Consider the following 21384-nt stretch of genomic DNA (forward strand, 5'->3'; position numbering starts at 1 on the left):
TTTATATGCATCTTTGTCTTGCAGAGATAGATTTTTTAGCGAACAACATGATAAAAACACCACAGGAAACGGCAGGCCATTCCGGCCGCCATGCAGTCTCTTCATCGGCCGCGCGCATCGCCCGGGCGTTCGCCACGATTGGGCGCCGCGCGCGCCGTTCGCCGTTTCCTGCGTCTCCTGTTGCGCCGCTGCTGGCGCTGGCCGCCGCGCTGCTGGGCGCCGCCGCGCCCGCCACTGCGCAGGTGCTGTGGGAAGATTACCGCGGCATCGAGCGGGTGCCGGCCAATCCGGCCACGCCCAATTACAACAACGGTTTCAACGCGGGCAGCACGGGCCGCCTGGCCAGCCTGATGGCGCTGGCCGCCAATCCTGGCGTCAACGCGGCCCGCACGGGGTCTTCGCCGCAGCTGGACTGGGCCAACGGCACGGCCGCCAATCCAGCGCAGTTGTGCAACCTCGACACGCAGCAGACGTCGGCTTCCTGCCGGGCCTGGATCATGGGCCGCGCCATGTACACCCTGGTGGTGTTTCCGCAGGCGGGCAATTACAAATTCAGCGTCGCGCACGACGATGACGTGAAAGTCGATTTTTCGACCCAGTATTCGACCAATTACCGCAATACCGTGTACAACGTGGCCGTGGGCAGCGTGGCCGAATATTCGAATAATGAAACGGATTTCCAGAATCTGGCCGGTAATTTCAATAGCGCCACGCCGGGCGGCTGTTATCTGGCCCGCGTGCTGTGGAATAACGTGGGCGGCATCAATTACCTGCACATGCGCTGGACGCGTCCCGACAATGTGACGGAAATTATTCCCGCGGCGCAATTGCGCGATCCCAGCCTGGCCAGTTCGTATGCCAGCTGCACCAACAGCAAGACCGACCTGGCCGTCGGCAAGGTGGGCCCGGCGCAGTTCTCCGTCGGCAAGCCATTGAGCTATACCATGAAGGTGTGGAACCGCGGCCCGGCCCTCAGCACGGGCGCCACTTTCAGCGACGTGCTGCCCGCCAGCTTGAGCAACGTCAGCTGGACGTGCGCCGCCAGCGGCAGCGCTTCCTGCGGCACGAAAACGTCGGGCTCGGGCAGCAACAACGTCAGCATCACCATGGGCAACCTGCCCCTGAATGCGGCCGTCAGCGATCCCACCACGGGTTCCTACCTGACAGTGACGATCACGGCCACGCCGGGCGACGCCGCCAGCATCGTGAATACGGCCAATGTGACCGTCTCGCCCAACGAAACGGACACGGACCTGAGCAACAACAGCAGCAGCACCACGGCCACGGTCAAAACGAATACCTTGACGGTGGTCAAGGCGCTGGCGCCCACCGGCGACAGCGGCCTGTTCATCATGAATGCCAACGGCACGGCCGGCGTGCAGGGCGGCAATGGCGCCACGGCCAGCGCCGTCGTGCGCGTGGGCAATCTCGTGACGTTCGCGGAAAGCGCGGGCACGGCCACCATCCTGGCGCAGTACCAGAGCAGCTACAGCTGCGTGCGCACGGATACGGCCGCCGTCATCGGCGCCGGCGCGGCCACCACGGGCAACTTCACCATGCCCGAAGCGCCCGTCACCTGCACCATCAGCAACCGGCGCCTGCAGGCGGACATGCAAGCCGTCACCACGGTGCCCGCCGGCCCCTACAATGCCGGGTCCCCCGTGACGGTCACGGGCGTGTGCACGAATAACGGTCCCGACAACCCGGCCGCGCCCACCTGCGTGATGAGCGGCTTGCCGGCCGGCGCCACCGCCACCTGCAGCGCGCCCGTGTCGCCGTTCATTCCAGGTTCGCGCATCAATTGCAGCGCGACCTTCAATCTGCCCGCCAGCGGCAGCCTGACGATCACGACGACGGCCGGTTCGACGACGCTCGATCCGATTCCCGCGAATAACGTCGACAGCGACACGCTGGGCATCGTCAGCCCGCTCGTGCGCGTGCAAAAGAGCGTCGACAAGACCAGCGCCTACGTGGGCGAGACCGTGCAGTGGACTGTGACGGCCAACAATACCGGCACGGGCGCCACGACGGCCGCGCTGATCCTGACCGACACCCTGCCGGCCAACCTGGCCAGCATCGTCGTCACGCCCACGGCGCCCGTCACCTGCGCGCCGCTGGCCGGCAACACCCTCGTTTGCAGCGTGCCGGCCGGCCTGGCGCCTGGCGCCAGCGCCCAGGTCGGCATCAGCGCCGCGCCGACGGTCGCCGGCAGTTTCGTCAACAGCGTGACGCCGTCGGGCGGCAATGGCGCCAGCTGCGCCACGCCCGGCGCCTGCCAGACCACCACCACCGTGCAAAAGCCGCTGGTCGACGTGACCACCACCTTGAACGGCTTTCCCGGTTCGACGAATGCGGGCGACGCCATCAACGGCAGCGTCACCTTCCGCAACGTGGGGCCGGGCACGGCCGAGAACCTGACGTACACGCTGCAATTGCCGCCAGGGTTGACGGGCGTCTCCGTCGGCGGCGTGACGGGCGTGTACAACGCGGGCACGGGCTTCATCGTCCTCTCGGGCCTGCCCCCGAACCTGGCGGCAGGGCAGGGCGTGACCTTTAGCCTCAGCTACACGCAACCGGCCTCGAACAGCTCCTTCGTCACCAGCGTGATCGCCACCACCTCGGTCGAGGTGGCCAACGACTTGCCGAACACGGCCACCGTGATGGTGCCGGGGCCGAACGTGCGCGTCACCAAGGTGGCCGACAAGCTGACGGCCAACGTGGGCGAGAACATCACGTGGACGATCACGGCCAGCAATACGGGCAATATCGCCAACCAGGGCGTGGTTGCCCTGGCCGACCTGTTGCCGCCCAACCTGGTGGTGACGAACGTGGTGGCCGCGCCGGGCGTGACGTGCCCGCCGCTGGCCAGCTGGGTGGCGTCGAGCACCCAGACCTGCACCGTGGCCGCCGGCCAGCTGGCGGCCATCAACGGCAGCCGCAGCGTCACCATCACGGCGCATGCGACGGCGGGCGGCAGCCTGGCCAACCGCATCATGCCGAGCGGGACAGACAATCCGGCCTGCGCCACGGCCGAAAATTGCAGCACGGTGACCAGCATCACCAGCCCGAAAGTGGCCGTGCAGAAGAGCGTCGACCATGCCACGATCAATATCGGCGCCACCCTGACCTGGAGCGTCACGGCGACCAATAGCGGCGACGGCGTCAGCACGGCGCCCATCACCCTGACCGATACGCTGCCGGCCAACCTGACGGGCATAAACGTGGCGCTGGTCGGCAGCGCCACCTGCGCCGCACCGGTGGGCAACATCCTCACGTGCACGGTGCCGGCCGGCCTGGCCGCGAACGGCGGCGTCGCCGGTTTCACCGTCACGGGCCAGCCTGCCGTGGCGGGCACCTACGCCAACAGCGTCGTGCCTTCGGGCGCCGACAACCCTGCCTGCGCCACGCCAGCCGCCTGCGCCACCACCAGCACGGTGACCAGCCCCAGCGTGGCCGTGACGAAAGGCGTCGACAGGACCACCGTCAACCTGGGCGACACCATCACCTGGACCCTGAAAGCCATCAACAGCGGCAGCGGCCCGACGAATGGCCCGATCACGCTGACCGATACCTTGCCGGCGAACGTGGGCGCGCTGCAGATCCTGCCCGTGGCGCCCGCCAGTTGCGGCGTGCCCGCCGGCACCACGCTGACCTGCACCGTGCCCCCCGGCCTGGCCAGCGGCATGCAGGCGACGGTGATCATCAAGGCCGTGGCGAATGCGTCCGGCACGGTGGCCAACAGCCTCGTGCCGGGCGGCGTCGACAATCCTGCCTGCGCCACGCCGGGCGATTGCCAGACGACGACCACCGTCACCAGCCCGAACGTGACGGTGAAGAAGACCGTCGACAAGGCCAGCGTCAACGTGGGCGACACGATCACGTGGACCTTGACGGTGAGTAATAGCGGCACGGGCGCCAGCACGGGCCTCGTCACGCTGGCCGACACCTTGCCGGCCGGACTGGCGAATGTCGTCGTCAGCCCGCAGGCGCCCGCCGCCTGCGCGCCAGTGGCGGGCCAGAACCTGACCTGCAGCGTGCCGGCCGGCCTGGCTCCCGGCGCCTCGGCGAAGGTCATCGTCAGCGCCACGGCCACGCTGGCCGGCTCGGCCGTCAACAGCGTGCTGCCGTCCGGTCCCGACAATCCCGCCTGCGTGCTGCCCGGCGATTGCGGCACCACCACGACGGTGGTCAAGCTGCTCGTCGACGTCACCACCACCCTGAACAATTTCCCGCCGAATACCCTGGCGGGCGACACGATCTCCGGCACCGTCACCTACGCCAACGTGGGACCGGGCCCGGCCGAAGGCGTGAGCTACACCCTGCAGCTGACGCCGGGCCTGAGCAACGTCACCCTGACGGGCGCCGTCGGCAGCTACAATCCCGCCACGGGCGTCGTCACCCTCAGCGGCTTGCCCGTGACCCTGGCGAATGGCCAGAGCACCAGCTTTAACGTCAGCTACACGCAGCCGGCCGACAACCTGTCGATGGTGACGTCGACCATCGCCACCACGTCCGTGGAAGTGGCGAACCACTTGCCGAACACGGCCACGGCAACCGTGCCCGGCCCCATCATCCGCGTGACGAAACTGGCCGACAAGTCCACGGCCAACGTGGGCGAGACGATCACGTGGACCATCACGGCGACGAATACGGGCAGCCTGGCCAACCTGGGCGTGGTGACCCTGACCGACATCCTGCCCGCCAACGTGGCAGTGCTGTCCGTCGCGCCGGGCGCGGGCGTGAGCTGTCCGCCGCTGGCCAGCTGGCTGGCCAACAGCGCCCAGGCATGTACCGTCGCGGCAGGCCAGCTGGCTGCCGTGAATGGCAGCCGCAGCATCGTCATCACGGCCAGGGGCACGGCCGGTGGCAGCCTGGGCAACAAGGTCTTGCCGAGCGGGCCAGACAATCCCGCCTGCGCCCAGGCCGCTTCCTGCCAGACCGCCACCACCATCCTCAGCCCGCAGGTGGCCGTGCATAAGACTGTCGACAAGAGCAATATCAATGTCGGCGACGCGCTGACGTGGACGATCGCCGTGGCCAATACGGGCACGGGCGCGACCATGGGCGTACTCACCCTGACCGATACCTTGCCGGCCAACCTGACCCTGTGGCAAGTGTTGCCCGCGTCGCCCGCCACGTGCGCGGTGCCCAGCGGCAATCAGCTCGTCTGTTCCATTCCTGCCGGCATGGCGGCGGGCGCCACGCTGAATATCGTCGTCAAGGGCGTGGCCAATGCGGCCGGCGCCTACGTCAATACCGTCGTGCCGAGCGGCCCCGACAATCCCGTCTGCCCGCAACCCGGCGATTGCAGCACGACCAGCACGGCCGTGAAGCTGCTGGTCGACGTTACCACCACCCTGAACGGCTTCCCCGGCAGCACGCATGCGGGCGACACGATTACCGGCACGGTCAATTTCAGCAATATCGGCCCCGGGCCGGCCGAAGGCGTGACGTACAGCCTGCAGCTGGCGCCCGGCCTGACCGGCGTCAACATCAGCGGCGTGGCGGGCAGCTATAACGCGGGTTCCGGCCTGGTGACCTTCAGCGGCGTGCCGGCCACCCTGGCGCTGGGGCAGGGCTTCAGCTTCCAGCTCAGCTATATCCAGCCGGCCAGCAACCTGTCGACCGTGGTCAGCCGCATCGCCACGACGTCGACGGAAGTGCCGAACGACCAGCCCAACGTGGCCACCGTCACCATGCCGGGCTCCATCATCCGCGTCAGCAAGACGGCCAACAAGGCCGTGGCCAATGTTGGCGAGGAAATTATCTGGACGATTACGGCCAGCAACACGGGCAGCCTGGCCAACCAGGGCGCCGTCATCTTGACGGACTTGCTGCCAGCCCATATCGTCGTGACGAATGTGGCGCCCGACAGCGGTGTCACGTGTCCGCCGCTGGCCAGCTGGGTGGCCAACAGCAGCCAGAGCTGCAGCGTGGCCATCGGCCAGCTGGCGGCCGGCAATGGCCAGCGCCAGATCGTGCTGACCGGAAAAGCCAGTGCGGGCGGCACCCTGGCCAACCAGGTCATGCCGAGCGGCCCGGACAATCCAGCCTGCTTCCAGGCCAACAGCTGCCAGACGCAGACCACCATCACCAGCCCCAGCCTGGCGCTGAGCAAGAGCGTCGACAAGCTGGCCTTGAACATCGGCGACAGCCTGACGTGGACGGTCACCCTGGCCAACAGCGGCACGGGCGCCAGCACGGCCGTCGCCACCATCACCGACACCTTGCCGGCCGGCCTGGCGAATATCGTCGTCACGCCCGCCGCGCCCGTCACCTGCGCGCCGCTGGCTGGCAATGTGCTCACGTGCAGCGTGCCGGCCGGCCTGGCCGGCGGCGCCAATGCCACGCTGCAAGTGACGGCGCGCGCCGTCGTCGCAGGCAGCCTCGTCAATGGCGTCAGCGCCAGCGGCACGGATAACCCGGCCTGCCTGCAGGCGGGCGACTGCAGCACCACCAGCACCGTCAGTTCGCCCTTGCTGAACGCCAGCAAGAGCGTCGACAAGACGGCGGCCAACGTGGGTGATACCCTGACGTGGACCTTGACCTTGCGCAATACCGGCACGGGACCGAGCACGGCCATCGCCACCCTGAGCGATACCCTGCCTGCGGGCCTGGCGAATGTGCTGGTCACGCCGACGGCGCCCGTCACCTGCGCCGCGCCGGCGGGCAGTGTCGTCAGCTGCAGCGTGCCGGCCGGCCTGGCCGCCGGCGCCAGCGCCACCGTCAAGCTGAGCGCCACGGCCACCGTGTCGGGCAGCCTCGCCAATGCGCTCGTGCCGGGCGGACCGGACAACCCCGTCTGCGCCGTCCCCGGCGATTGCCAGACCACCACGGTGGTGTCGAAACTGCTGGTCGATGTGACCACCACCCTGAACGGGTTCCCTGCCAGCAGCAATGCGGGCGACGCCATCCGTGGCGTGGTGACGTTTGCCAACGTGGGGCCGGGCGTGGCGGAAACGGTGACGTACAGCCTGCAACTGGAAGCGGGCTTGAGCGGCGTCTCCGTCAGCCCCGTCAGCGGCGCGCCCGGCATCAGCGGCGTCTACAACAGCGGCACGGGCCTGTATGTGCTGAGCGGCTTGCCGGCCACCCTGATCAGCGGGCAAAGCGCCAGCTTCAACCTGTTCTACACCCAGCCGGCCAGCAACAGTTCGCGCATCACCAGCGTGGTGGGCACCAGTTCCACGGAAATCGCCAACGACTTGCCGAACACGGCGACGACGAACTTGCCTGGCCCCGTGATCCGCGCCAGCAAGACGGTCGACAAGGTGAACGCGGCCGTGGGCGATACCCTGACCTGGACCATCACGGCGACGAATACGGGCAACTTGCCGAATCAAAATCCGGTCGTCGTCAGCGATGTGCTGCCGGCCAACATCGTCGTGCTCAGCGTGACGCCCGATGCGGGCGTGAGCTGCCCGCCGGCCGCCAGCTGGACGGCGGGCAGCGTGCAGGCCTGCACGGTTGCGGTAGGTCAATTAGCGGCCACGAATGGCAGCCGCAAGGTCGTCATCACGGGCCGGGGCTCGCTGGGCGGCAACCTGTCGAACCGTGTCGTGCCCAGCGGTGGCGACAATCCCGCCTGCGAACAGGCCAGCGCCTGCCAGGCCACGACGACCCTGGTGGCGCCGCAGGTGACGGTGCGCAAGAGCGTCGACAAGAGCAATGTCAGCGTGGGCGACTTGCTGACCTGGACCATTACCGCCAGCAATGGCGGCACGGGCGCGACCAAGTCCGCCATCGTGCTGACCGACAACTTGCCAGCCGGCGTCAGCGGCGTGCAAGTGCTGTCGACGCAACTGGCCACTTGCGCGCCCGTGGCCGGCAATATCGTCACGTGCAGCGTGACGGCCGGCCTGGCGCCGGGCGGACAGGCGCAGGTGGTGCTGCGCGCCACGGCCAGCGTGGCCGGCGTGCTGCAGAACACGGTGTTGCCAAGCGGCCCGGACAATCCTGTCTGCGTGCAGGCGGCGGACTGCACCACCAGCACCACGGCCATCAAGCTGCTGGTCGACGTGACGACCACCCTGAATGGCTTCCCCGGCGTCACCAGCGCCGGCGACCAGATCAACGGCATCGTCAGCTACAGCAATGCCGGTCCCGGCACGGCCGAGAACGTGACATACAGCCTGAAACTGGCGCAAGGTTTGATGGGCGTGACCCTGAGCGGCGCGGCCGGCAGCTATGACGCCGTCAGCGGCATGCTGACGGTGACGGGCTTGCCAACGACGCTGGCGCCCGGCGAGCTGCACAGCTTTGGCCTGTCGTATATCCAGCCGGCCAGCAATGTCTCGACCATCGTCAGCATCATCGCCACCAGCTCGACGGAAGTGCAGTACGACTTGCCGAACACGGCCACGGTGACCATGCCTGGCCCCGTGATTCGCGTCAGCAAGACGTCCAACCGCGGCAATGCCAACGTGGGCGACAGCATCATCTGGACGATTACCGCCGTCAACAGCGGCGGCGTGGCCAACCAGGGCGTGGTGACCCTGGCGGATATCCTGCCGGCGAACCTGACGGTGCTGGCGGTCAGCGCCGACGCCGGCGTGACGTGTCCGCCGCTGGCGAGCTGGGTGGCGAACAGCGTACAAAGCTGCAGCATTGCCGCAGGTCAATTGGCTATCGGCAATGGCACGCGCAGCGTGCGCGTGACGGCCACGGGCTTGCTGGAAGGCACGCTGTCGAACCGCGTCATGCCTGGCGGCCCCGATAATCCAGCCTGCGCGCAGGCGAGCAATTGCGAGTCCAGCATCGTGCTGACGGGACCCAAGGTGGCGGTGCGCAAAAGCGTCAACCGCGCGGCGGCCAACGTGGGCGATACCGTCGTGTGGACCATCACGGCCAGCAATACGGGCAGCGGTCCCACGCGTGCCGCGATGACCCTGGTCGACACCCTGCCGCCCGGCTTGACGAATGTGCAAGTGACGCCGCTGCGCGCCACCTGCGCAGCGGTGGCCGGCAATGTGCTGAACTGCAGCGTGCCTGCCGGCCTGATCGGCAATGGCGGCGAAGCCAGCGTGGAAGTGTCGGCCACCGTCACCCAGGCCGGCACGGCGCTCAACCGCGTCGTGCCGTCGGGTCCCGATGCGCCGCTGTGCCTGGCGCCGGCCGATTGCCAGACCAGCACCAATGTCACCAGCCCCAGCGTGATGGTGAAGAAAGTGGCGGACAAGGCCAATGCCAGCATCGGCGATACCGTCAGCTGGACGATTACCGCCACCAACGGCGGCAGCGGCGCCACCACGGCGGCCATCACCCTGACGGACGACCTGGCCGCCAGCCTGGCCGAGATCGTCGTCACGCCCGCCGCGCCCACCATTTGCGCGCCGCTGGCGTCGAACAAGCTGGTGTGCACGGTGCCGGCCGGCCTGGCGCCCAATGCCGTGGCCGCCGTCACGGTGAGCGCGAAAGTGGCCGCCAGCGGCGCCCTGAGCAACACCATCGTGCCGACCGGCACGGACCTGCCGCGTTGCGCGCAGGCATCCGACTGCACGGCCGTCACGGAAGTGGCCAATCCCGCCGTCGGTGCGGCGCTGGGCGTGGGCAAGGTGACCCAGCTGTCGGCCAAGGTCTTCAGCGTGCCGTACACGGTGGTGCTCAGGAACGTGGGCAAGGGCGCGGCGCAGAATGTGCAGGCGCTCGACAGCCTGCGCGCCGCCTTCCCCGAACCGGTGACGTGCCGCATCGCCACGCCACCTGCCGCGCCCGCCATTGGCGGCAGCAGGCAGCTGGCCGTCAACCCCGGCTTCGGCGGCGGTTGCGGCGGCAGTGACCTGCGTCTGCTCAGCGGCGACGCGGCCCTGGGCGAGGGCGAGTTCAGCGTCATCACCTTCACCGTGGAAATCACGGTGCAGGATGTGACCTTGCCGCAATATAACAACAGCGTGTTTGCCAGCGCACTGGCCGGCAATGTCGCCAATGCGGGCGGCAGCATCAGCGTGCCGCCGGCCCCGGCCGCAGGCGTCATCGCCGCCAATCCCGTCTATACGCCGCCCGTGGGCAGCCTCGTGTTTGACGCCTCCAACAATGGCGGCAGCCATGCGGGCGTGGTGGCGACGGCGGCCGACGTGGCCGCGCTGGTGGAAAAAGTCGATCCCAACCGCAACGGCAACGCCTCGGACACCGTCGGCGGCGTCGCCTTCACGGGCGAAGACACGCCCACGCCCGTGGTCTTGCTGCGGCAAGTGGTGGACGTCATCAAGGCGGTGTCGGCGCAACAGCAGGTCGATGCCAGCAAGTTCGAGATCAGCTACACCGTGCAGGCGGCCAACCGCTATCCTGCCGGTTACCCGACCTCGACCATGGTGCAGGTGGCGGAAAACCTGAAGGCGGTCTTCCCCACGGCCACCAGCGTCACCTTCAAGCCGGGCAGCCTGGCTGTCACGGCCCGGCCCGCCAGCGCCACGGCCTGCGTCGCGAATGCCGACTTCAACGGCGCCACCGTCTATGGCTTGTTGAACGGCAAGGGTGACTTGCAGCCGCAGGAAAGCTGCAACATCGTCTTCACGGTGCTGGTCGACTTCGGCAGCGTGGCGGCGATTCCCACCGTGCCGCAGCTGAACCAGGTATATGCGAGCACCATGCTGGGCACGGAAACGGGGGGCCGCAATATCGGCCACAGCTATAGCGGTACGGACGGCGGCAACACGCCGGTGGCGCCTGTCAGCGTGCTGGCCCTGGCCAGTTCGGCCGACACCTTGCTGCTGCCGGCCACGCCAGGCGCCACGCCGCCGAGCTTTACGCCCGTGGTGTTCAATACGACGGACAAGCCGATGTTATTGATCAGCAAGAGCGTCAACAAGACCCAGGCCGAGATCGGCGACAGCCTGCAATACACGATCGAGGTGAAGAACACGGGCGTGGCGACGGCGTTCGGCGTCAGCGTGCTCGATAAACTGCCGGCCGGCTTCCGCTACATCGACGGCACCACCACGCGCAACAATGTGGTGCAGCCCGACCCGGGCGGCAAGCCTGGCCCGCACCTGAGCTTCAAGCTCGAGTCGCTGGCGCCGAACGCCAGCGCCAGCTTCCGCTACCGCCTGCGCGTGGGCGTCGGCTCGCTGCAGGGCGACGGCATCAACCGCGCCCAGGCATCGACCACCAACGGCCCGCCCTCGAACGAGGCGCGCGCGAAAGTCAAGGTGACGGGCGGCGTGTTCACGACGGATGCCTGCATCGCCGGCAAGGTGTTTGTCGATTGCAACAACAACCACGTGCAGGACGCCGAGGAGCTGGGCATTCCGGGCGTGCGCCTGTACATGGAAGATGGCACGAACTTCACCACGGACGTGGAAGGCAAGTACAGCTATTGCGGCATCACGCCGAACAGCCATGTCATCAAGGTCGATGGCGCAACGCTGCCGCGTGCCAGCCGCATGATGGAAGCGTCGAACCGCAACCTGGGCGACCCGCACAGCCTGTTCCTCGATACCAAGAATGGCGAGCTGCTGCGCGCCGATTTCATCGAGGGCTCGTGCTCGAATCCCGTGCTCGAGCAAGTCAAGGCGCGCCGCGCGCAGGGCGAGGTGCGCAGTGTGGAAAGGGAGGACGGCAAGGGAGGAGGGGGCCTGAGTTTCAGCAGCCAGCCCGCCGCCGCCCCGGCGCAGGCGACGGACAGCGCGAACCAGCCCGTCGTCGCGCCGCGCGCCCCCGCCGCCACGCCAGCCACGGGAGGCAGCCATGCGCCATAAGCATCTTTCCCATCACTTGCCGCTTGCCAATGCTGCTAAAGAGAAACAGGCCATGAAGAGAACCCTCCCCGCGCCCCGGCGCATGGCCGCCGCGCTGGCCCTGCTGGCCTTCCCGGCGTTCGGCCACGCGCAGCTGCCCTTGCCGGACAATGCGGCAGGCTCCGCCGTGGCGGCGCCATCCTTCCTTGCCGGCAAGGTGGGCGGCACCGACTATGCGCTCAACCGCGGCGTGGCGCGCATCGCCGTCGAGACGGACCGCAACGACGTGCCGGCCGATGGTCAGAGTCCCGTCACGGTGACGGTCAGGCTGTACGACGAGCACGGCAAGCCCCTGGCGGGCACGGCCTTGCTCACCATCGAGGCCAGCGGCGGGCGCATCCTGCTGCCCGGCGCGCGTACGGACGAGCTGGGCCCCGAGCGGCGCGATGTCGACAGGGTCACGCCCGGCACGCAGCTGACGGTGGAGAACGGCGAAGCGAGCTTCAGCCTGCTGGCCCCTGCCACGCCGCAGGACGTGCTGCTGCGCGTGTCGGCCGGCAGCGTGGCGGCGCAGGGCACCATCAGTTTCCTGCCGGAACTGCGCGACATGCTGGCCGTGGGTTTGATCGACGGCATCATCAGCAAGCGCAGCCTGTCGAGCAGCGACATTGCGCCGTCGCGCTTCAATGACGGTTTCGAACGCGACATCGTGCGCTGGAGCCGCGCCTTCAACAATGGCAAGGCCAACGTCGCGGGTCGCGCGGCCATGTTCCTGAAAGGCACGATACGTGGCGACGCCTTGCTGACGGCCGCCTACGATTCGGACAAGGATACGCGCGCGCGGCTCTTGCGCGATGTCAATCCGGAAGAGTTTTATCCCGTGTACGGGGACAGTTCCGTGCGCAACTTCGACGCCCGCTCCAGCGACCGCCTGTACGTGCGCATCGACAAGCAGAAAAGCTATGTGCTGTACGGCGACTTTGCCACCGGCGACGGCTTCAGCCAGATGACGGGCGGCGGCGCCGTGGCCAACTTGCAGCAGAGAAAATTGGGCCAGTACAACCGCACGGCCACGGGCGGACGCGGCCATTACGAACACGATGGCATCGTCGCCAATGCCTTCGCCATCAACGATAGCCTGAAGCAGGTGGTCGAGGAATACCGCGCGAACGGCACCTCGGGACCGTTTGCCGTGCGCAACAACAACGCCATCGAAAACTCGGAAAAGATCGAGATCGTCGTGCGCGACAAGAACCAGAACGGCAATATCGTGCAGGTGACACAGCTGCGCCGTTTCGAGGATTACAGTTTCGAACCGTTCAGCGGGCGCATCCTGTTCAAGCAGGCGATCCCCGCGCTGACGCCGAATGGCGATCCGCAATCGATACGCATCAGCTATGAGGTGGACCAGGGCGGCGAGAAATTCTGGACCCTGGGCGTCGATGGGCAGGTGCAGCTGGGCAAGATGGTCTCGCTTGGGGGCTCGGCCGTGGAAGACAGGAACCCCTTGTCGCCGTACAAATTGCACAGCGTCAACGCGGGCCTGCGCTTCGGCGAGCACAGCCTGCTGGTAGTCGAGGTGGCGCGCACCACGTCCACCAGCTACAGTGCGGGCGGCAATATCTACACGACGCCGTCGGGCCAGGCGGGCGAGCTGCGCGATGAAGTGAGCGGCAATGCGGCGCGGGTCGAGCTGCAGCACAAGGATGAGAAGCTGGAAGCGAAAGCGTACTGGAGCCGCTCGGACCGGGACTTCAACAATACGGCGGCCGGCATCACGGGCGGGCGGGGCGAGGCGGGCGTGAAGGCTGGCTACAAGCTCAGTCCCGCCGTCACCGTGTATGGCGAGGCCATCCGCAGCGACGAGCGCAGCACGGACGCGCGCCGCGATGCGCAACGCCTGGGCGTGGCGTGGAACGCCAGCGAACGCTGGTTGTTCGACGTGTCCGTCCAGCACATGAAGGAGAGCGGCGGCATGCCGTCGACGGCCGGCATCGCGCCGAATACGTCGCCGCTGGGCACGGGCCTCAATCCCACGGGCGGCTTCTTCGGCAACGGTACGGCGAACACGGCCATCGACCCCGTGACGGGCGGCAGCATCACCACGTTTGCGCCGATCAATCCCGGCGCGGGCACGGGCACGACGGTGCCGCTGGACGCCACCACCGTGCGCCTGGGCGTGCAATACAAGGCCACCGAGCGCTGGACCCTGAATGGCGACGTGGAAAAAAGCGTCTCCGACACGGACCAGCACCGCTATGGCCTGGGCGCGCAATACCAGCTGGCCGAACGCAGCCGCCTGTACGCGCGCTATGAAAACCAGACGGGGCTGGCGTCCGCCTACTCGCTCAATCCGGCCGACCGCAGCACCAGCTTCGTCGCCGGCGCGGACACCGGTTACATGCCGGGCGGCACCGTGTTTGGCGAGTACCGCATGCGCGACGCCATGGATTACAGCCTCAGCAATCAGCGCGACCTGCAGCTGGCGTCCGGCTTGCGCAACACGTGGAACCTGGGCGAAGGGCTGGCGGCAAACACGAATATCGAATACCTGAAAGTCATGAACGGCCAGCAACAGCAAGCCGTGGCCGTGGCGGCGGGATTCGACTACTCGGCCAATCCGCTGTGGCGCGCCTCCGTCAAGCTTGAATACCGGCGCCTGTTCGACAGCGAGATTGCGCCGGGCAACCAGCGCCAGGATCAATGGCTCAACACCATCGCCTGGGCGCGCAAGCTGAGCCGCGACTGGACTTTCCTCGCCCGCAACTACCTGCTGTACACGCGCAACAACGACGACGCCAGCGGCGCGCCCGTCGGCAACGTGCTGCAGGACCGGGCACAGCTGGGCTTTGCCTGGCGCCCCGTGGACGACAACCGTTTCAACGGCCTGGCCCGCTACGAGTACAAGACGGTGCGCGACCAGTCGCAGATCGATGGCGACAATTACCGCGCGCATATCGTTTCCACCCACTTCGACTACCACCCCAGCCGGCCATGGTGGTTTACGGGCAGGGTCGCCGCCAAGCACAACAATGACAAGAACTTGCCTGTCGGGCAGGAAAAGTACACGGCGTGGCTGTTTTCCGGGCGCACCGTGTATGACATCAGCAAGAACTGGGACATCGGCGTGCTGGCGGCCGTGATGGGCAGTCCGCAGGGCGGCAGCCGCCAGTGGGCCAACGGCGTCGAAGTCGGTTATCTGCTGGCGCAAAACCTGTGGCTGTCGGCCGGCCACAACTGGTCGGGCTTTTCCGACCGCGACCTGACGGGCGCCGACTACACGGCGCGCGGCCCCTACCTGCGCCTGCGCTTCAAGTTCGATGAAAACCTGTTCAAAGGCAAAGACGCCACCATCAACCGTACCCTGGCCCGGCCATGACCTATACCATGCGAAAACTCTCCAATATGAAACTGACCCCGATACCGACGATGATGCTGCCGCTCGCCAGCCTGCTGGCCATGGGCCTGGCCCAGGCGGCCACGCCCACCTTGCCGGCGGCGCCGCTGGCCATGCCCGAGCTGCGCATCAGCGACCGGGCCGTCTCGGCCGACCAGCAGGCGTACCGCGTGCTGCAGGAACGCATCAAAAAGCTCAACGACGGCGGCGTGCGCGTGGGCGATTATTACCTGTCCAAGGCGCAATGCTGGCTCGACGTGTCGTTTCACGAATACACGCGCAACGACCGCTCGGCCTTTCCCCTGCAGGCGCTGCAGGAATCGGCAAAGATCGTTGCCGCGCTGGAAGACGGCAGCACGCCCAATCCCGGCGACGCCACGCCGCTGGTGAACGACGCCACGCGCTTGCGCGACGATTTGTGGCACAGCTTTACGCAGCTGCGCCAGTCGCCCGGTTTCGCCTGCGCGGCGCAGAAGGTGGCGTGCGGCGAAGTGGAGCTGGTGCATGCGGGCAATGAGTACAAGCAGCAGGGCTGGCGCCACGCGAACCCGTACGTGCAGCTGGCCGAGGATGCGCAGGCCGCCGCCCAGTCCGCCGCCGCCGCGTGCCCGGCCGACAAGCCGAAGCCGGAACCGCAGCCGGACATTTTGCCGCCGCGCATCGAGCATGAGCGCATCACGCTGGACATGGATGCCCTGTTCCGTTTCGACAAGGCGGGTGCTGCCGACATGCTGCCGCAGGGCATCGATAAAATCCGCGAACTGGCGGCGCGCCTGAAGCAGGGCTATGTGCAGATCGATACCCTGAGCGTGACGGGCCACACGGACCGCCTGGGTACGGACAGCTACAACCAGGCCCTGTCGGAGCGGCGCGCGCTGACGGTGAAGCAATTGCTGCGCGAGCAAGGCATCGCCAACGTCATCAGCGCATATGGCAAGGGCAAGGCGGAACCGCTCGTATCCTGCGAGAAGGTGGCGCCGCGCGCGGCCCTGATCGCCTGCCTGCAGCCGAACCGCAGGGTGGAGATTGAGTTGACGGGTATCAAGAGCGCGCGCAAGGACTGAACTTAACGCGTTTTCCCGTCGACAAACATCAGGATGGCGCCCGCCACGGCCTGCGGCGCTTCGCGCTGCGGGAAGTGGCCTATGCCTTCGAGCAACACGCGCTGGTAGGGGCCGCTGAAATGGCGCTCGCGTCCGGCCGAACTGTCCGGGTGGTTGCAGGCGTCGGCCGCGCCGTGCAGCACCAGGGTGGGCAGGTTGAGCACGGGCGCCGGCTGCAGTAGCGCTTCGTCGGCCGCATACGCGGGGTCGCCTTCGGCAAAGGCCCAGCGGTGGCGGTAGGAATGCAGCACCACCTCGGCCCAGTCGGGGCCGTCGAAGGCCTGGCTGGCCTGGGCGAAAGCGGCTTCGCCATACCAGCCGGCGGGCGACCAGCTATCCCACATCATGCGGGCAAAGGCGTGGCGGTCATGCTCGACCGCATGCCGGCCCCGGGGCGTGGCCATGAACCAGTGGTACCAGTAATTGCGCGCCTGCTGGTAGGACAGCGCTTGCCGCGGATCGTTCGTGCCATAGCCGACGGACAGCATGACCAGGCCGCAGGCCGCATCGTGGCGCAAGCCGCAGGCGTTGGCCACGGCGCGCGCGCCCCAGTCGTGCCCCACCAGCAAGGGCCGCTCCAGTCGCATGGCGTCGATAAAATCGAGCAAGTCGCGTCCCAGCGCGGCCAGCTGCCCGCTGCGCGGCGTGTCCGCCTGGCGGAAGCGCGTGGGCGCGAAGCCGCGCAGGGCGGGCGCCAGCACGCGGTAGCCGGCGGCCGCCAGCACCGTGGCCGTGCCGGCCCAGCTTTCCGGACTGTCGGGCCAGCCGTGCACGAGCACGGCGCAGCGCTGCCCGGCCGGGTTCCATTCCAGGTAAGCCACGTCCAGCAGCGGCGTGGCGATGTGTTGATAGTCTTGCATGGCATTTCCTGATGAAGGGTGAGCAGGTCTTCATCGTAGCGCCAGTAAACAATTTGATTCGTGATGAATTCGTCGATATTATGTTTATATCTTGATGAATTGGAGCAGCCATGCCTGGCTCGGAATCACTGACACTCGATATCGTCCTGCTGCGCAGCCTGCTTGAAGTGGTGGACGCCGGCGGCTTCGCGCTGGCCGCGCAAAACCTGGCACTGACGCCGTCGGCCGTCAGCGGCCATATCAAGCGCCTGGAGCGCAGCGCCGGTAAACAATTGCTGGTACGCACGACGCGCAGCCTGGAACTGACGGCTGCCGGCGAACTGCTGTATATGTATGCGCGCAATATCGTCGACCTGGAACGCGAGGCCCGTGCCAGGCTTGGCGGTGCATCGCTGCAGGGCCGGCTGGTCCTGGGGGCGTCGGAGGATTTCGCTGGCGCCTGGCTGCCGCAGGTGCTGCACACCTTCCAGCGCTGGCATCCGCAAGCGTCGATCGAATTGAAGGTGGGCATCACGGCCGACCTGCTGCGGCGCCAGGCGCACGAGCAGATCGACGTCATCTTCGGCAAGCAATGCAGCCGCACGGAAGGAGAAGGCGAGCTGTTGTGGTCTGAACCGCTGGTGTGGGCGTATGCGGCCGGCCGCTTGCCCGATGCCGCGCAGGCCTTGCCATTGGCATTGTTTCCCGCACCGTGCGTCTATCGCGAGGCGGCCATCGCCGCGCTGGCGCAGGCGGAGCATCGCTGGCGGCTGGCGTTTGACAGCGCCAGCATGGCCGGCTGCCTGGCGGCGGCGCTGTCCGGCTTTGCCGTGACGCCGGTGGCCCGTAGCCAGATGCGCGACGGCTTGCGCATCCTGGGCGCGGCGGAAGGCTTGCCGGCGCTGCCGGACGCCCGCTTTTATGCGTTTCCTCGCAACAAGACGCCCGCCGTGCTGGCGCTGGTCGAGGCCGTGCGCGGCGCCGGGCAGCGGCACCAGTTTCATGCCGCGTGAACACACCATTGTTTAGCCTGCGTCATGGGGCGGTCATATGCCGCTGTTATGATGTTCTTGTTGGCACACAGCATGCGTTGCGCAGATCACTACGCTCCGGGAGCGATAGGATGCAGGCATGACTCAACAGCTTAGCCGGTGAGCTCAACCATCGGCACCAGACAGGTCGGCGCGGCAAGAAATATTGCCGCGCTGACAAGCAAAACAGGGCAGGGCGGGGAAAAGACAGGAAACGGCCGGGGATTTAATGAAGTCCTAAGCCTGCTGCAGGGAAGGACTGGCATAGTGGATACATGGCGCACGGAAACCCCGGGCCCAAGGTTGCCGGACACCTCAATGACCGGCACGATTTCCACTTTTCAAGTGTTTTCCGTTTTATCCCTGCGCTCTGAAACAGCGTTTCAACCGGCTGCCGCGACTTGCGAAGCCGGTTTTTTTTGCCTGGATTTTCGTATGGGGAGGGAAAACGCCCGGCGCCGCTGGAGTGCGGTGCCGGGCATGGGGCCTTAGCCCGCCTGTTGCGCCAGCCACGCATCGACGGCCGGCAGGCGCTCGGCGCGCACCTTGATGCGGTACTTGATGCCGGCCACGGAGCTGTCGGCGTCGCCGCGCGCGCCTTCCGGCAGGTTCGCCTGCGCATACGCTTCCAGCTTGGCGATCATCTGCGGCTGCGCCGAGCCGGCGGCCAGGCGCGGGAAGTAGCGGCTGCGCGAGCTGGCGTCGACGCGCGCATTGACTTGCTCCAGGTGCGCCAGCGCAAAGTCGAAGGCCAGTTCCGGATGCGTGCGCGAGACGCGCGAGATCATGGCCGGGCTGTTGGTCACGCCCGGTTCATCCGTCAGCGCCAGCGCCAGCGCGCGCTGCGCCAGGGCCGTGTCGTCGCTGGAAGCGAGCAGGTCGTACAGCTGGTTCTTGATCAGCGGCGTCTTTTCCTGCTGCGCCTTGGCGCGCAGCTGCTCCCAGGTGGCGCTGTCGGCATGCTGCGCCACCACGCCCAGGATGGTGCGGCGCAACGGCGCGGGCATGGCGGCCGGATCCTGCTCGCTGGCCGCATAGCGACGGCGCGCTTCGGCGATCACGCCCGGCTCGCCCATGTCGCCGAGGATGGCGATCAGGCGCCCGCGCAGGGTCGCCACGCTCGACGCTTCGCCGGCGCGCGCTTCCCAGCCCGTCTGCGCCATCATCGGCGCCAGGCGCGCCATGGCGAAGCGGCCGAAAGCCTGCTGGCGCGCGGGGTCGCCCGCATACTGCTCATACAGGCCGTTCAGCGATCCGGCCACGCGGCCCAGCACCTGCGGGTCGGCCGACAGCGGCGTGGCTTTCACCAGTTCCAGGAAATCGGCCGGGTTTTGCACGCCCGCCATGCCCAGCGACTGGCTGTCGGCCAGCAGGCCCAGCTGGTCGATGGGCGCCAGGCGCGCGAAGCTGCCGGCCAGCGCGCGCGTGTTGGCCGGGGCGTACACGGTGCGGTAGTAGCCGCTCTGGCCAGCATTGACCAGCAGCGCGCCGCAACCGGGCACGTTCAGGGTCGCCTTGCCATCCTTGAGCACCACCTTGGCCAGCTTGCCGTTGCCGACCGTCGAGGCGATGACGGGCACGCGCCACGACAGCGGCTTCTTGTCCGGCTGGTCCTTGGAAAATTCCGTCTGCGTCAGGTTCACGCGCGTGCTGCCGTTCCTGCAGACGGCTTCGCCCACGGTGATCATCGGCACGCCCGGCTGCAGGGTGAAGTCGTGGGCGATGGCGCTGACCGGCTTGCCGGCGGCCGCGTCGACTTCGCGCCACAGGTCGTCGGACACCGTATTGCCGTAGGCATGCTTGCGCATGTAGCTGCGCACGGCCGTGCGCCACGTGTCGGCGCCCACATAGGCTTCGAGCATGCGGATCACCGCTTCGCCCTTCTGGTAGGTGATGCCGTCGAAGGCCTGGCTGGCCTGTTCCACGGTGGCGATGCGCTGCACCACCGGGTGCGTGGTGCGCAGCGCATCCTGGCTCATGGCCGATTCGCGGCCGGCCACGTTGGACAGGGCCGTGTTCCACTCCGGATGCAAACGCTCCGTGGTGCGGCTTTCCATCCACGAGGCGAAGCCTTCGTTGAGCCACAGGTCGTCCCACCAGCGCATGGTGACCAGGTCGCCGAACCACTGGTGCGCCATTTCATGCGACAGCGTGGTGTAGATGTTTTCCTTGTCGGCCTGGGTCGAGATGGCCGGGTCGAGCAGCAGCCCGTATTCGAAGGTGAAGACGGCGCCCCAGTTTTCCATGGCGCCGAAGAACTGGCTGCGCCCCGGCGCGGCGATGTTGTCGAGCTTGGGCAGCGGGTAGCGCACGCCGAAATAATCGTTGTATTCGCGCAGCAGGGCTGCCGATTCGTCGAGCGCGAAGCGGCTTTGCGCCAGCGCGCCTTTCTTCGTGATGACGCCCACTTCCGTGCCGTCGGAGATCGCCGTGGCGCGCTCGAAGTCGCCCAGGCCGAAGAACAGCAGGTACGTCGACATGCGCGGCGTGGTGGCGAAGCGCACGTGCTTGGTGCCATTGCCCAGTTCTTCGCTGCTGGCGATCGGCATGTTGCCGACGGCCATCTGATTGCTCGGCACGATCACGTCCAGCGCGAAGGTGGCCTTGTAGTCCGGTTCATCCCACGACGGCAGCATGCTGCGCGCGTCCGAATTCTCGAACTGCGTGTACAGCGCGCGCCGGCGGCCTTCGGGGGTGTCGTAGTCGAGCGAGAACAGGCCCGTGGCCTGCGTGCCGATCTTGCCGCTGTAGTCGATGCGCAGCAGGTACTCGCCCTTGGCCAGCGGCTCGGCGAAATGCACGGTGGCCGTCTGCTTGTCCGCATCGATATCGATCTTGCGCGTCACCTGCTTGCTGCCGCCCGCGCCTTCGATGGCGGCGGCGGTAAACGCCAGGTTCAAGGCATTGAAGGTGATGCTGCTCGTCGGCGCCTCGACGGCCACCTTGATGGCGGCTGCGCCCTTGAAGGTGGAGGCGGCGGCGTCCGGCGTGATCGACAGGATATAGTGCAAGGGCGTGACGCCGCGCGGCAGCTGCGTGGTGGTCGTGCTGGCGTGGCTGGCCGAGGCGTACCTGGCGGCGGGAGCGGCGTGGCCCGAGTTGAAGGCGGTGACTGCGGTCAGTGCGAGGACGCCGGCGGCCAGTTGGCTGCGGCGGAAGCGCGGAGTCGTTGTGCGATGCATGGTATGCCCTAGGTTCATGAGTAAAACGCCCGCCAGCCGGGTAGGCTGCGAGCGTCATGGCGGTTGGGGGACATCGCTGGAACTGAAAGCCAGCGTTCCCGTACAGCAATCTAAGACGAAATCCGGGCAAAGTCAACGCACTGTGGCCGGCGCGCCG

General features: G+C 67.3%; 7 protein-coding genes. 5 read left to right on the forward strand and 2 right to left on the reverse strand.

The genetic code is table 11. The annotated features are described in order from the left end of the window. Positions 1–47: 47 nt before the first annotated feature. Genes O0880_RS08135 through O0880_RS08145 form a run of 3 tightly spaced genes read left to right on the forward strand, consistent with a single transcriptional unit; the run spans position 48 to position 16136 of the window. Positions 48–11696 (forward strand): hypothetical protein, encoded by an 11649-nt coding sequence (locus tag O0880_RS08135; protein WP_289885934.1) that lies wholly within the window; start codon positions 48–50, stop codon positions 11694–11696. 52 nt (positions 11697–11748) lie between these two features. Continuing rightward, positions 11749–15054 carry a hypothetical protein gene (locus tag O0880_RS08140; protein WP_289885935.1) on the forward strand — a complete coding sequence of 1102 codons (3306 nt, stop codon included), beginning with the start codon at positions 11749–11751 and terminating at the stop codon, positions 15052–15054. 8 nt (positions 15055–15062) lie between these two features. Further along, a complete protein-coding gene (locus tag O0880_RS08145) occupies positions 15063–16136 on the forward strand; it encodes an OmpA family protein (protein ID WP_289885936.1) in 1074 nt (357 codons plus the stop codon). Positions 16137–16138: 2 nt separating this feature from the next. On the opposite strand, the gene O0880_RS08150 is transcribed toward O0880_RS08145, so the two are convergent. Then, positions 16139–17035: an alpha/beta hydrolase gene (locus tag O0880_RS08150; protein ID WP_289885937.1), complete on the reverse strand. Its 897-nt coding sequence runs from the start codon at positions 17033–17035 to the stop codon at positions 16139–16141. Between the two features lie 110 nt (positions 17036–17145). On the opposite strand from O0880_RS08150, the gene O0880_RS08155 reads away from it, so the two are divergent. After that, positions 17146–18027, forward strand: coding sequence for a LysR substrate-binding domain-containing protein (locus O0880_RS08155; protein WP_289885938.1), 882 nt, complete (start codon positions 17146–17148; stop codon positions 18025–18027). A gap of 138 nt (positions 18028–18165) precedes the next feature. Next, positions 18166–18537, forward strand: coding sequence for a hypothetical protein (locus O0880_RS08160; RefSeq protein WP_289885939.1), 372 nt, complete (start codon positions 18166–18168; stop codon positions 18535–18537). Here O0880_RS08160 and O0880_RS08165 read toward each other — a convergent pair. Further along, positions 18534–21227, reverse strand: a complete 2694-nt coding sequence (locus tag O0880_RS08165; protein WP_289885940.1) for a M1 family metallopeptidase — start codon at positions 21225–21227, stop codon at positions 18534–18536. The genes O0880_RS08160 and O0880_RS08165 overlap by 4 nt on opposite strands. Between the last annotated feature and the right edge of the window lie 157 nt (positions 21228–21384).

The organism is Janthinobacterium sp. SUN118, assembly GCF_030397695.1.
GTDB lineage: Bacteria > Pseudomonadota > Gammaproteobacteria > Burkholderiales > Burkholderiaceae_D > Janthinobacterium.